This window comes from Acidimicrobiia bacterium (assembly GCA_040881685.1).
Classification (GTDB): Bacteria; Actinomycetota; Acidimicrobiia; order IMCC26256; family PALSA-555; genus SHVJ01.
Genome location: JBBECS010000049.1, coordinates 1 through 12,661, shown reverse-complemented (window position 1 = coordinate 12,661; position 12,661 = coordinate 1). Strand labels below are relative to the sequence as shown.

18 protein-coding genes, 1 pseudogene and 1 riboswitch are annotated in these 12,661 nt (G+C 66.5%); of the genes and pseudogenes, 6 read left to right on the top strand and 13 right to left on the bottom strand.

Going from position 1 to position 12,661, the window contains the following annotated elements:
• Positions 1-101: 101 nt before the first annotated feature.
• Positions 102-449 carry a cupin domain-containing protein gene (locus WEE69_12565; GenBank protein ID MEX1146127.1) on the bottom strand — a complete coding sequence of 116 codons (348 nt, stop codon included), beginning with the start codon at positions 447-449 and terminating at the stop codon, positions 102-104.
• Between the two features lie 136 nt (positions 450-585).
• On the opposite strand from WEE69_12565, the gene WEE69_12560 reads away from it, so the two are divergent.
• Positions 586-1,059, top strand: a complete 474-nt coding sequence (locus WEE69_12560) for a MerR family transcriptional regulator (protein MEX1146126.1) — start codon at positions 586-588, stop codon at positions 1,057-1,059.
• A 49-nt stretch (positions 1,060-1,108) separates the two neighbouring features.
• Here WEE69_12560 and WEE69_12555 read toward each other — a convergent pair whose 3' ends face one another.
• A complete protein-coding gene (locus WEE69_12555) occupies positions 1,109-1,474 on the bottom strand; it encodes a hypothetical protein (protein ID MEX1146125.1) in 366 nt (121 codons plus the stop codon).
• Between the two features lie 85 nt (positions 1,475-1,559).
• On the opposite strand from WEE69_12555, the gene WEE69_12550 reads away from it, so the two are divergent.
• A complete protein-coding gene (locus tag WEE69_12550) occupies positions 1,560-1,919 on the top strand; it encodes a metalloregulator ArsR/SmtB family transcription factor (GenBank protein MEX1146124.1) in 360 nt (119 codons plus the stop codon).
• Positions 1,916-2,416 carry an SRPBCC domain-containing protein gene (locus WEE69_12545; protein ID MEX1146123.1) on the top strand — a complete coding sequence of 167 codons (501 nt, stop codon included), beginning with the start codon at positions 1,916-1,918 and terminating at the stop codon, positions 2,414-2,416. Before WEE69_12550 ends, WEE69_12545 begins: the two co-directional genes overlap by 4 nt.
• A gap of 49 nt (positions 2,417-2,465) precedes the next feature.
• Here WEE69_12545 and WEE69_12540 read toward each other — a convergent pair.
• The 3 genes and pseudogenes from WEE69_12540 to WEE69_12530 form a co-directional block, all read right to left on the bottom strand.
• Positions 2,466-2,905: pseudogene (locus WEE69_12540) on the bottom strand (SRPBCC family protein).
• 37 nt (positions 2,906-2,942) lie between these two features.
• Entirely contained in the window at positions 2,943-3,377 is a 435-nt protein-coding gene (locus WEE69_12535) for an SRPBCC domain-containing protein (protein MEX1146122.1), read from the bottom strand.
• Entirely contained in the window at positions 3,374-3,727 is a 354-nt protein-coding gene (locus tag WEE69_12530) for a metalloregulator ArsR/SmtB family transcription factor (GenBank protein MEX1146121.1), read from the bottom strand. The genes WEE69_12535 and WEE69_12530 overlap by 4 nt, the downstream gene beginning before the upstream one ends.
• A gap of 56 nt (positions 3,728-3,783) precedes the next feature.
• Between WEE69_12530 and WEE69_12525 the strand changes: the two genes are divergently transcribed.
• The 3 genes from WEE69_12525 (at position 3,784) to nhaA (ending at position 6,646) form a co-directional block, all read left to right on the top strand.
• Positions 3,784-4,338: a TIGR03086 family metal-binding protein gene (locus tag WEE69_12525; GenBank protein ID MEX1146120.1), complete on the top strand. Its 555-nt coding sequence runs from the start codon at positions 3,784-3,786 to the stop codon at positions 4,336-4,338.
• Positions 4,335-5,012: a DUF899 domain-containing protein gene (locus WEE69_12520; GenBank protein MEX1146119.1), complete on the top strand. Its 678-nt coding sequence runs from the start codon at positions 4,335-4,337 to the stop codon at positions 5,010-5,012. Before WEE69_12525 ends, WEE69_12520 begins: the two co-directional genes overlap by 4 nt.
• Positions 5,013-5,452: 440 nt before the next feature.
• Positions 5,453-6,646, top strand: a complete 1,194-nt coding sequence (nhaA, locus tag WEE69_12515) for a Na+/H+ antiporter NhaA (GenBank protein ID MEX1146118.1) — start codon at positions 5,453-5,455, stop codon at positions 6,644-6,646.
• A gap of 85 nt (positions 6,647-6,731) precedes the next feature.
• Here the strand turns inward: nhaA and WEE69_12510 are convergent, their stop codons facing one another.
• The 8 genes from WEE69_12510 to WEE69_12475 form a co-directional block, all read right to left on the bottom strand.
• Entirely contained in the window at positions 6,732-7,094 is a 363-nt protein-coding gene (locus WEE69_12510; protein MEX1146117.1) for a CrcB family protein, read from the bottom strand.
• Positions 7,095-7,116: 22 nt separating this feature from the next.
• A riboswitch (Fluoride riboswitch) is annotated at positions 7,117-7,180 on the bottom strand.
• A 401-nt stretch (positions 7,181-7,581) separates the two neighbouring features.
• Entirely contained in the window at positions 7,582-8,196 is a 615-nt protein-coding gene (locus WEE69_12505; protein ID MEX1146116.1) for a maleylpyruvate isomerase family mycothiol-dependent enzyme, read from the bottom strand.
• A gap of 491 nt (positions 8,197-8,687) precedes the next feature.
• On the bottom strand, positions 8,688-8,798 hold the full coding sequence (locus tag WEE69_12500) for a ferredoxin (GenBank protein ID MEX1146115.1): 111 nt from the start codon (positions 8,796-8,798) through the stop codon (positions 8,688-8,690).
• A gap of 109 nt (positions 8,799-8,907) precedes the next feature.
• The gene (locus tag WEE69_12495) at positions 8,908-10,068 is read right to left on the bottom strand and encodes an FAD:protein FMN transferase (GenBank protein MEX1146114.1); all 1,161 of its coding nucleotides are present in this window, start codon (positions 10,066-10,068) and stop codon (positions 8,908-8,910) included.
• A gap of 82 nt (positions 10,069-10,150) precedes the next feature.
• Positions 10,151-10,750 carry a hypothetical protein gene (locus tag WEE69_12490; GenBank protein ID MEX1146113.1) on the bottom strand — a complete coding sequence of 200 codons (600 nt, stop codon included), beginning with the start codon at positions 10,748-10,750 and terminating at the stop codon, positions 10,151-10,153.
• A gap of 154 nt (positions 10,751-10,904) precedes the next feature.
• On the bottom strand, positions 10,905-11,522 hold the full coding sequence (locus WEE69_12485; GenBank protein MEX1146112.1) for a DsbA family protein: 618 nt from the start codon (positions 11,520-11,522) through the stop codon (positions 10,905-10,907).
• A gap of 294 nt (positions 11,523-11,816) precedes the next feature.
• Positions 11,817-12,017, bottom strand: coding sequence for a hypothetical protein (locus WEE69_12480; protein ID MEX1146111.1), 201 nt, complete (start codon positions 12,015-12,017; stop codon positions 11,817-11,819).
• Between the two features lie 59 nt (positions 12,018-12,076).
• Complete coding sequence (locus tag WEE69_12475) at positions 12,077-12,505, bottom strand: hypothetical protein (protein MEX1146110.1); 429 nt, start codon at positions 12,503-12,505, stop codon at positions 12,077-12,079.
• Between the last annotated feature and the right edge of the window lie 156 nt (positions 12,506-12,661).

Below are 12,661 nucleotides of genomic sequence, written 5' to 3'. Positions count from 1 at the left end.
GCGTCTTTGGCGCCCCGCGATCCCACGGGTCTGGACGCTACGGAGTCACCCCGCCTTTGTCAAGTAATCATTTGAATACTTGAAGACCCTTGGCTGATCACCTAGCGCTTCATGTCCGGGCTCTGATCGGCTGGGGTGAACTCGACCAGGTCGACGCCCTCGTCCACGACGGCGTTGTGTCCCGGTGCGATGTAGTACGCCTGGCCGGCCGAGAGCGTCTCGGTGCGTCCGTCGGTGTACCGCATCGTGATGCTGCCCTTGATGACGTAGCCCCAGTGCTGCTCCTGGCAGGCGCCGTCGGGGAGCTCGGCGAACATCTCGGTCGTGTCGAGACCTTTGTTCCACCGCTCCAGGGCGATGACCATGCCGCCCTCCTCGCCCTTGTATTGCTGGCCGCCGCCCTCGATCTCCCAAGCGACCTCGGTGTTGTCTCGGGTGAACGTGCTCATCGGGTACTCCTTCGACTGTTCCTGTGATGGGTCGAGCGTAAGCCCTGAACTCGAATACAAGGTCAAGCCCTTCCGACAGAAAAGTCGCCGCCGAGACCTTGACCTTGCACTGGGGTGCAAGGCTTAGGCTCCAGTTGTGCGGATCTCCGAGCTGGCCGAGCGGGTCGGCGTGCCCGCGTCCACCGTCCGCTACTACGAGCGGATCGGCCTGGTCGCCAGTCCGACTCGCACCAGCGCCGGCTACCGCGACTACGACGAGGACGCGGCGGCCCGTCTGCTCTTTGTGACCCGGGCCCGGCGCATGGGTCTGACCTGCGAGCAGATCGCCGAGGTGCTCCCGATCTGGGACGGCGTGACCTGCGCCCCGGCCCACGAGGAGGTCGCGCGGCTGGTCGAGGCCAAGCGCGCCGAGATCGCCGAGCGCATCGGGGAGCTCGAGCGGTTCGCCGAGCAGCTCGACGACGTGCGCGCCACGCTGGAGGGGTCGCCACCGCCGGCCGCGTGCTTGACCGATCTGTCGTGCTGCGTCCCCGAGACGAACGGTCCACAGGTCACTTCCATCGCCCTCATCCCGACCAGCCGTCGCGGCGGCGATCGCACGCGGCGCTGACACCTCACGAATCGGGAACGCCGCGCCACATCGGCGCAGCGCACGACCTCTACGCGCGTTTGGTACGGCGGCGCGGGCGCGGCGACGCGAGACGTTCGGCTGAGAGCGCGAGGGCTCGTTCAAGGATCGGACCCCAGCTCCGATGGCGTCGGTACGGGATGCTCGCCCACTCGCGAAATGGACGGCCACTCGGCGCGAACACGTCCGCCTTGCCCGCGTCGATGAGAGCGGACACCTGCTGCTCATCGAGCTTGACCACGAGATGGCCGCTGCGGTGGTCACAGCTGGCGAAGAAGTCGCCGTCAAGGCGAAGGCACGGGAAGCCCATCATCGTCGATCGCGTGACGCCGGCCCGCGCGAGGAGCGGTTCGGCGAGCGCCCAGAACCGCTCTTGCCCTCGTTCGCGTTCGCTCATCAGCGTCCGACCTCTTGCGCCGAAGGGACTCCCCGTGTAGTTTCCGCTTTGGTTAATTATCGGTTCAGGAAAATAGGAGGGAGCCGTGGCCACAGTGATCGACGAGGACCGGCTCGACCAAACGTTCGCCGCACTGGCCAACTCGACACGCCGAGCGATCCTGGCCCGACTCGCCCAGGGTGCCGCGACTGTCAACGAGCTCGCCGCGCCGTTCGACATGAAGCTCCCGGCGATCTCGAAGCACATCAAGGTGCTCGAACGGGCCGGATTGGTCCTCCGCAGTCACCGAGCCCAATACCGACCGTGCGCCCTCGACGCCGCGCCACTCAAGGAGGTCTCGACCTGGGCCGAGCAGTACCGGCCCGTCTGGGAGGCCCGCTTCGACCGGATGGACGACTACCTCACACAACTCCAATCGCAACCTAAGGACGGACGAAGACGATGACCGACGACAACGCATCCCAGGACGCCGTGGTGATCGAACGCACCTTCGATGCCCCGGTCGATGTCATGTGGCAGATGTGGACCGATCCGGAGCACTTCAAGGCCTGGTACGGCCCCGACGGTGCCACCATTCCAGTCGCGAAGATGGATGTACGCATCGGTGGAACCCGGCTGGTGTGCATGGAGATGCAGACCCCGAACGGGCCGATGCAGATGTGGTTCACGGGCGAGTACCGCGAAGTCGTCGAGAACGAGCGACTCGTCTACACCGAGTCGATGTCCGACGAGCACGGCAACGTGCAATCACCGGCGGACATGGGCATGCCCGATGGACATCCCACCACCACGGAGATCCGCGTCGAGCTCGAAGACCTTGGTGGCCGAACGAAGATGGTGATGACCCACGCGGGCATTCCCAGCGACTCCCCCGGTGCCACCGGATGGACCATGGCATTCAACAAGCTCGCCGAACACCTCGAAGCGCGCAGCGACCGCTAAGAAGCGGACGGTGCACACTCCCGCGGGTAAGTCGGCGGTGATCGGTGCGTCACGTGGACTCGAGGATTGATTGGAGGCGAGCGAGATCCTTGCTGTTCGCTCGGCGCATCGCAGCAGCCATGAACGGGCCGGTCACCTTCGAGAACCCGCTCGCTCGCCGCGGTTGCGCAACACCATGTGCGTCGCCTCGGGACTCGGCGCGGTCCATGTGTAGGTGGTCTCCATCGGGAACGGGCCGTCGGCAGTGCGCATGACGAGGCGCTCACCGGGCACGAGGTCGACGAGCTCGTAGGTGTACGCCAGGCGGCGACCCAAGAAGCGGGCCACGAACGCAACCTTTGACCCCACTCGCGCCGGTGGCGGCGTCAACCACTCGACGGTGTCGATGTTGAGGTACCACTCCGGTGCGTTCGACGGATCGGTGGCGTACGCCGCAACCGCCTCGACGCGGCGCGCGATCGTGATCTCAGTGACGACATCGACGCTCATGGGACAGCTTCGGTTGTGGATGGGCGCGCTGACATCGTCATGTGCCCGTCGCCACTGCGACGAGGCGTTCGCCGACGAAGTGCTGCCAACCCTGCTCATGGTCTGCGGCGTGGGTCGCGGGCATCTCGGAATGACGCAGGACAAGGACGGTTTCGCCGTCGTCGGGCGTCAGGGTGACCTCGACGAGGGTTGATCCTGGCGCCAGCGGTTCGCCAGGTGCGTTCTGCTCCCACCCGAAGGTGAAGACGAGCCGGTTCGGCGGGTCGAGCTCGGTGAACGTGCCTCGCATGATCGGACCGGACTCCATGACCACACGGAACACTCCACCCGGCTCGGCAACCACTTCGGCCTCGCTGCCCCACCACTCAGCGAGTCGCGTCGGATCCGTCCAGAACGCCCAGAGGGTCTCGGGTGACGCCGCGATCCGCACCGTCTGCTCGATCGTGGTCGTGGCGGCGGAAGTCTCGGTCACTGCTTCCTCCGTTTCGGTTTGGCTCGTTCGGCCTGTTCGGCCGCGCGCCTCAGCTTGGTGAGCCGATCGGTCCACATCCCGTCGATGAACCGCCACATGTCGCCCAACCCGTCCGCCTGGGCCCGATACAGCCGGCGGTTGCCCGCGGGACGAATGCTCACCAACCCCGCCTCCCGCAGCAACCGGAGGTGTTGGGACACCGCGGGCCGGCTGATCTGCGGGAATGCCGCCGCCAGCTCGCCGGCGGGCCGCTCCTCGTCACGAACGAGCCGCAACAGACCCCGACGGGTCGGGTCGGCCAGAGCATGTGCGACCAGGTCGATCTGATCTGGCGCGGCGCTGGCAGACATGTAAGTATCTTCTTACATACCACGGGCTGACGCAAGCCACCCACCGAAGGAGAACCATGGAACTGCTCGACGCATTGGCTCAGACCTTCGACCACGCCACCACGATCGTGGCGGGCATAAAACCCGAGCAGCTCGACGCCCCGACCCCGTGTCGAGACTGGGATGTGCGCGCCCTGCTCGGTCACACGTTCGGTGTGGTCGTGAACATGGGCCGCGGCGCGAACGGCGAAGAGCTCCTGGCCGACATGAACTCGTACCCGCTCGAGTCCGATCTGCGCGGGCAGTTCCGCACCGAGGCCGACCGCACGCTCGCGGCATGGCAGGCACGGGGTCTCGACGGTGAGGTCAACATCGGCGCGGGACCGATGCCCGCGCACGCCGGTTTGAGCATCAATCTCCTCGACACGGCTACCCACTCGTGGGACATCGCGCGCGCGACCGGACAAGACGGCGATTTGCCCGAAGCGGTCGCCGCGACCGTGCTGGGCATCGGTCGAGGTTTCGTCACCGACGAGATCCGATCGTTCGCCGGCTTTGATCCCGAGATCCCCGTCGGCGACGAAACCAGCTCGACCGATCAGCTCGCCGCGTTTCTCGGCCGTCAGCCGTGAGCGAGCCAGCCGTCGCGAGTCGCGACGAGTGGCTGCAAGCACGCCTCGCCTTGCTCGAGGGCGAAAAGGCCCTCACCCGCCAGCGCGATGAGCTGAGCCGCCAACGCAGAGCCCTGCCCTGGGTACGGATCGAGAAGGACTACGTATTCGACACCGAAGACGGCTCGCGATCCCTCGTCGAGCTGTTCGAGGATCGCAGTCAGCTACTCGTGTACCACTTCATGTTTGGTCCCGACTGGCCTGAGGGTTGCCCGAGCTGCTCGTTCTGGGCCGATTCGTTCGACGGCGTCGGCGTTCATCTCGCAGCCCGCGACGTCACCTTCTTGGCTGCGTCCCGTGCGTCGCTGGATCGCCTGCTCGCGTATCGCCGACGCATGGGCTGGACGTTCCCGTGGGTCTCAACCCTCGGTACCGACTTCAACGTCGACTTCGGCATCACGCATGCGTCGGTCTACAACTACGCGCCGGCCGCTGACCCGCCCGAAGAGCTCGCCGGTCTCAGCGCGTTCGCACGCCGCGGCGACGAGGTCTTCCACACATACTCCTGCTACGCGCGCGGTCTCGACGCATTCAACGGCGCGTATCAACTCCTCGACCTGACCCCGAAGGGACGAGACGAAGACGACCTCGAGTGGACGATGGCCTGGCTCCGACGCCACGACGAATACCGCTGAAGCGCCGGGTCAGGTCATGACGTTGTGCACCGCGGTGGTGCGTACGCGTGACCGACAACGGCATCGGCGTCCGCCCGAACAACGAGACCAGATCTTCTCACCCTTCCATCGCGCCCAGGCTGGCGACACTCCGCGCGGTTCCGGTCTAGGCCTGGCGATCTGCCGGCGAATCGTCGATCGACACGGCGGGCGCATCTGGGTCGAGGCGGCTCCCAGCCACGGCAGTCGGTTCTGCGTCGTGTTGCCCGCGCCTGTCTGACCCCATCGCACGCAGCGTGCCAGTCGCACACTTGCCTTGAGTGGCGACATGTGTCGACGAGATCCCGTACGTCTGAGCCGGTACTGCTTGTAGGCTGAGTCCGGCGAGCCGGGAAGTCTGGTCGGCATCCGTAGACGCGCGCGCCGGAGGCCGACCATTGAGTCCTCGTAAGCATTCCCCGTTGTCCAAGGCGAGGCGACTCCTGCCGCCGCTTGGCCAGGAGTTCGTTTCGGTGGAGGCGCTGTCGGGCCTCGGGCTGCTGGTCGCGGCGGCGGCGGCCTTGGCCTGGGCGAACCTCGACGCCACGTCGTATCGCGACATCTGGTCGCAGGCGCTGACGCTTGGCGTCGGCGATGTCGCCATCACGCTCGACCTGCGGCACTGGGTGAGCGACGGGCTCATGACGCTGTTCTTTTTCGTGGTCGGGCTCGAGATCAAACGGGAGTTCGTCGACGGGGAGCTCCGCCACGCCAAGACCGCCGCCCTTCCGGTGTTCGCTGCGGTCGGGGGCATGGTCGTCCCGGCGCTGCTGTTCGTCGCGTTCAGCGCCACCGACGGGAACGCCCGGCGCGGCTGGGCGATCCCGATGGCCACCGACATCGCCTTCGCGCTCGGGGTGCTGGCGCTGCTGGGGCCCCGGGTGCCCCGAGGGGCGCGGGTGTTCCTCCTGACGTTGGCGATCGTGGATGACATTGGCGCCATCGCGGTCATCGCCATCTTCTATGCACAAGGTTTCGACGCGAGCTGGTTTCTCAGCGGGGTGGCTGTCGTCATGATGGTGATCGCCCTGCGCCGCACCGGCCGTGCGACCACGTGGGTCTACGCCGGTGCCGGGGTCGTGCTGTGGATCTGCGCCCACGAGTCGGGCGTGCAGGCGACGATCGCCGGCGTCGTGCTCGCCTTGTTGATCCCGGCCGTGCGGGGACCCCGACAAGGATCGCTCGAGAGGATCGAACGGGCGGTGCACCCGTGGTCGAGCTTCGCGGTCGTCCCGCTGTTCGCGTTGGCGAACGCGGGTGTCGCCCTCACCGCGACCACCTTGGATCGGGCGACGACGAGCACGATCACCGGCGGCGTCGCCCTCGGGTTGGTCGTCGGCAAGCCGCTCGGGATCGTCGGTGCAACCCTGCTCGCACTGCGCACCCGCCGGGCCACGCTCCCGGCGGGGCTGCGAGTGACGCACATCGCCGCGATCGGCGCCCTCGCCGGCATCGGGTTCACCGTGTCGCTGTTCGTGGCCAACCTCGCCTTCTCAGGGTCCCGTTTGGGTGAGGCCAAAGTTGGGATCCTGGCCGCGTCGCTCCTCGCCGGCACGCTCGGCGTCGTCGCGCTGGCGCGCCTGCGGTCCCCCGACCCCGACGGGGAGATCGAATGAACCCTCGCACTAGATCCAGCTGCATACACCCGACGGCGGGCGGCGGGCGGCTCGTCAGCGCGATCGATCGGTCTCGAAGCCCGCCTTACCGTGCGACCCGCCCGAGCTGATAGCCGCCCCAGGCCGCGACCAGTCCCCCGACGATCGAGACCGTGATGTACAGCACTGCGGTCACACCGCGTCCGGTCCTGCCCAGCACGAAGCCTTCCCACATGAAGGTCGAGAACGTCGTGTACGCGCCGAGGAACCCGACCGTGATCGCGGTCGAGACCTCCAAGGGCAGGCGCCGTTCGGTGGCGACGGTGATCACGAACGCCAACACGAACGAACCCGAGATGTTGATGAGCAGCGTGGCCCACGGAAATCGTTCCGCTCCGATCGCCAGGCCGATGGCGTATCGCGTGGCCGCGCCCGCGGCTCCGGCCAGGCCCACCCAGACGAACCGCACGACCCACCTCCCACAGAGTTTGGCTGAGGTAGGAGCCATCAGCAGCTGGGCTGCGGTTCTCGGCGAGCCCCATCGCCGTCCCCGATAGCGTACGCGTTCGCTCAGGCGGACCAACACAGCGGCTTGGCAAAGTGATTGGCAACCGGGTCGGTAGATGCAACAGCGGCCTCCGCAGAGGCTGCTGAACTGCGCAAACTTGGAGCGGACGACGGGATTCGAACCCGCGACCCTCACCTTGGCAAAAAAAGGAGGCGGTACCCGTCTCGTCGCGTCCACCGCGTGTTGTTGTGTTGGTAGGCAACGTCTTTGTAGTCCATTGCGTCCATCGAGTCCACGGCGTTCAGCCCGAGTAGATGGACAAGTGGATGGACAAGCTGATCGCGCGACGTTCCCTTCCAGAGCACGTCGAAGGCCTCGGTTTCTGGCCGGTCACCTAGCACCGAGTCTTGGCGACCCGCGCCTGATCCCTGAGCTTTGGGATCTACAACTAAGCGCCGAGGCGTTGCTTCAGAGTGTCGAGGCCCGGTCCCGAGAGCTCGGCTAGTGCGACTGGCCGTCCGGCCATCGTCATGAGCAGGGCCTCACCGGGCCCGCTCACCTCGGAGCCCTCACCGTGTTCCCAGTCGACGTCGGTCGCCTTGAGCTTGACGTCGACGATCCGCTTCTTGATCGGCAGAAAGGTGTTTCCCTGCAACGTGGCGCGTTCCAACGCGACCTTCATCTCGTCGGCCGAGTAGGCCCGAGCGATCCCGAGCGGGCGACGGACGTCCTGCTCGTGGACGATCGTCTCCAACAACATGTCCTCAGGCTTCATCGGGCCGGGCGCCTTGTGGACGCCCACGGTCGCGCGCAGCTCCTTTCGCAGCTCGTCCGTAGGCTTGGCTCCGGCCTTCTGGGCCTCGCGCTGGTTCATCGTGTTCATGCGGAAGCCGTACTTCACCGCGGTGATCATCATCTTGCCCATCTTCACGTCAGCACCATCGGCTACGTGGGCCACGACGTCGCGAACCTTCCAGCCGTCGCAGAGTGACGGCTGATCCCATTGGGCGGGTGTCAGTGAATCGGCGAGGTCGGCGAACGCGGTGCGTTCGCTGTCGGTCATCTGCCAAGCGTCCATCAGGGCCCCTAAGTCTCGACAGGCGGAGCCTAGGTGCTGCGTCGCTCCTACGCTCCTGTCACATCGAGGGAAGTACGCGCTATGGCGCTGGTCGCCGAACCGAGGAACAAGTCGACGCGCGCGGGATCGCCGAGTTCCGTCATCGTGCACGGCCGCCGCGGTCGGAGTGATAGTCGAAGTCAGTGGAGAACGAAGCGCCCCTTCCGCGTACCTCCCACCGGAGAGCTTCGTCGTCCGAACGCGCGATGTCATTGTGCAGCTCGATACCAGGGTGATCGAATCCCGGGATGCCGCAAGCAACCTCACCGGGCGCGCTGGCGGGCTGCTCGGCTTCAACCGTGACGTAGCCAGCAACCGACGGCGGCGACTGCCGCGGTCATGAGCAGGCCGCCGCGGGTGATGCTCGGCTTACGGATTCGATCCATGAGCCGAATGTCCTACGGCAGGACGAGACGCGGCAGGGCACAAGGTCACATTCAGGCTCCCTCGATGTGGATGCACGCTGCGGGGCACTCTTCGGCGGCGTCGAGCACTACGTCCTCTCGGCCGTGCGGAACCATCACCATCGCGCCGCGGTCCTTCAGCACGCGGTCGCCGTCTCGGACGTAGGCGTACTCACCGTCGAACTTGAAACGTCCGCCGCTAACTCGGCGCAGATCCCGTTGCCGATGCAGGCAGCCTGGTCGATCCAAACCTTCATTGCTCTCCCCTTTCCTCGAGTACGAATGGTGCGAGGTCGCCCGATTGCTGGATAGTGCCGTCGTCGGCAACCAACAGCGCCGCCGCGCCATGGCAAGCGAGGAGCGAGTTGCCTTCATGACCCCCTGCCAAAAACGCGGCCTTGGCAAGCACCTCGGCCCGCCACGCGCGGCCGGCAACGACCGTGACACCGGCGAGCCCGGTCGCGGCCGATTCACCGGTTCTCGGATCGATGAGGTGGTGACGCGATGTCCCGTCGGGCGCGAGCCACGCGCGTTTCGTGCGCCACGTCGAGGCGACTGCTCCGGCCTCGAATGCGAGGGTGGCGATGACGCGGTCAGGGGCACTCGGATCGGCGACCGCGATCACCCAACCCGACCCTTCGGGCCCGGCACCCTCCGCTCGGAGGTCGCCACCGATGCTCACCATTGCACCCTTCGCACCGCCCGCGAGCAGCTCTTCGACCACGAGATCGGCAGCCAAGCCCTTGCCGATGCCTCCGGGATCGAATTCGACGTCGCCATCGATGCGGACCGTGCCGACGATGGCATCGAGTTGGATCGCGCCGGCGCTGCGTCGGGACGCGTGTTCCCGCAGTGCTGCCACACCTTCGAAGATCGCCACCACAGCCACGCCGACTACCGCGATCGGATCGGCCCACCACCAACCGAAGGCCGAGTTCGCGACCAAGGCCAACAGCACACTGGTCGCAAGGATCCCATCGAGGAACGTGACCCGGGTCTCGTGCACCAGCGGATGACTCTCAACCGTCGTGCCGAGTCGCCGCTTCGCAAATGCCAGGCCGAGCATCACGCAAGCAGTCATCGCGAGGTACGCGATTCCGAAAGGAGAGTCGTCCGGGCGCTGCTCAACGGCAAGATTCCGGATCCCGCCGATCAGGAGCACTCCCCCGAGCGCGAAGAACGCAACCGCGACCAGCCGCAGCGCGCGGCGCGAGCGCGCCGCGTCGACACCGCCACGGAGATGCCACAGCACGGCGCCCGACGCGAGGATCTCCGCGATCGAATCGAGCCCGAACGCGATCAGCGCCAGTGAGCCGGCCGCGATACCCAGTCCGATCGTGACGAACACTTCGAGGAGGTTCCAAACGATCGTCGCGATCTCGAGCAGCTTGGCCCGCCGGACCGGCAGGCTCACAGCTCGCACGAGAGCCCCGGACTTCGTCCGGGCTCTCGCATCCCGTGCACCACCGGCGCTTCCCGCCGAGGCATGTCTCGCGCTATGCCGCGCTGCGGCGGGTGCGAAGCGCGTGCACTACACCCAGACCGACAAGCAGGAACAGGATGCCCGCGGCACCGAAGCTCACGTACGCCGCGAGCTGGGCCTCCTGGCCGAACTGCCAAAACCCGTAGGTCGTGAGCAGCAGGCCTCGGAGCGTCTCACCCGTGAACAGCGTGTTGCGCTGGCCCCTGAGCTCGTCGAGCTGCGCCTGGAACTCCGGCAGCGCGGGGTCATTGCTCTCCTCGGCAGCGGCGACCTTGTCCTGCAGCGCGAACTGCGGGTCGCCGAGCTCGGCGTAGGTCTTGCCGTCAGCGATGCCCTCGAGGTGCAGCGCGATGAACTCGTTGGCATAGACCCGAGCCTTGTCGCCGTCGTCGACCGCCTGGCCGGCGTACTTCACGAGGCCTGGCTGCTTGAGCTCTTCGGGCGCAAGCGCGCTCTTCGGCGGGAACGACACCTTCTGCTCTACGAGCTGGTCGTGGACGTTGTTCTGGGCGAACGCGTACCGGTCGTTGAAGTACACGCCGAACACGATCAGGACGACGGCCAGCATCAGCCCGGCGCCGCTGACCATCAGGTCGATGGTGCGTCGTTGCATGTGACCCCTCTGTCTTGTCGTCGACGACGCCGTCGTCGCTGGTCGATCTCATCCTCGGCGGAAGCAGCCTCGAGGGGCAAGGCCGAAGGACCCGAGGTGGGTGTGCCGAAGGTGGCCACCGAGCCCCGGGGTTCGCTGACCCGAATCTTCAGCCCTACCGGTGATCGGGCTCGAAGCAGCGTCTGCTGAAGGTCCTGAATCCTTCGGCATCGAAGGTGATCTGCATGTGCCCGTGCACCCGCCGGATCGAGAGCGTCGGGCAGAAGAAGTCACCACTGTCGACGAAGAAGTGTGGCGAGCCGATCACGCCGCGGGATCGCCCTGCCTCGAGGTCGTCGAGCACCGCAGCCTCGTCCGCGGCGTCCGGCTCACCCACCCCGACGGCTGCGCCGATGGCAGCCAGCTCCGTGTGGTCGCTGATGTCGCGCCCCTGCTCGAACAGGGCGTCGCGCAACGCCAGGCTGACCAGCTCACCATGCTGCGCGCTCACGCGGTAGGCGCGGTTCGTCAACGCCAGGGCGCGCAACGACGACAGCGGGAACAGGGACGGGTCGAAGCCCGCGAACAGATCTGCGGCCACGCTTGCTCTGAGCTCAGCGATCTCCTCGGTGAGCAGCTCACGCGAGAGCGGCTCGCCGTTCACGAGCTCGAGCGGCCACGAACGGACCTTCAGCGCGACATCGCGTCGCCCGACCAGCTCCCGGTGGGCCACGAGACGCTTCAACCCGACATGCGTGAACGGGCACACGACATCCGCGAAGACCTCAATCACCTTGTGTCGTGTTCGCGTCCTGGTGAGCGGCAAGCACGGGTCACCAGCGATCTGCGAGCGCGGCGAGGCACCGCGACTTTCGAAGGCAGTCGATGCAGGAGCGAGGATCAACCAGAGCGACCCACCCCATCGTCTCGTGCCAGCACCGACCACAGTCCTCGCAAAGGAAGTTGGTGTCGGCGCCGTCCCCGACGACCGTGACCCACATCGACCGGCAGGATGGGCACTGCCACCGATCGGAGACAACGTCTGTCACAACGTCCACGTCTCCTGTCGAGCGAGGTGCGAGAAGCATCAGTTCCCAATCAGCTCACGCGAGCCCCAGGACTCAACCTCGTCGATCTCGCTGTCGGCAACATGCTCATCCAACTTCGAACGAGCCGCGGCGTCAGACCAGTACCGATTCAAGTACACGATGCTCCAGACCACCGAGACCCAGAACAGCATCATCCCGCCGACACCAAGCCACCACCAGTCGTGCATCCAGTCCCACATCCGAACCTCCCTTCACGCATCGACTTCGGATTCAGCACACCATGCGAGCCTCTTGAGCCCTAGGGCCATTGGTCCCACAAACAAGGGACTTGGGTGGTGAAGACGGGCCCTTCCGCGCGCAGCGCGGCGGCCAGCCCGTCGAGGAACGCTTCGACGGCGGCTTGGACGACGTGCTCGGTCCCGAGAGCCTCGTCATCCAGGACCAGCGCGTAGGTCGCTTCGAAGGTGACGCTGGTGCTCCGGGCGCCAGCCGGCACGATCGCCAGGTCGCCGTCGAGGGACGGGAACACATCCGCGTCGGCCATTGCCCATCGGATCGGCACGACGAGCGAATCGGCACGGCGACGCGCGGTGCCGCGCACACACCGCGCAGGCGGATGGCCCGGGCCCGAGGGCAGAAGCGGCTCCAGCCAGCTCGGATCGCGTAGGAAGCACGGCGCCACGGCCTCGAACGGGCTGTCGATGTGGACGGCACTGCGGACGAACATGATCCTTCGAGGTTCGCCCGCGCCGTGATCGACGGGGAGAGGCGAAGGTCCCGATCTCGGACGGCTCTCCGACCCGACTTCAGCCCGGCGCGCGGCGCGCGCTCACTAGTCGAGCAGCGGCGCTGCGCCAACGCCACTTCACGGGGATGCTCGCCT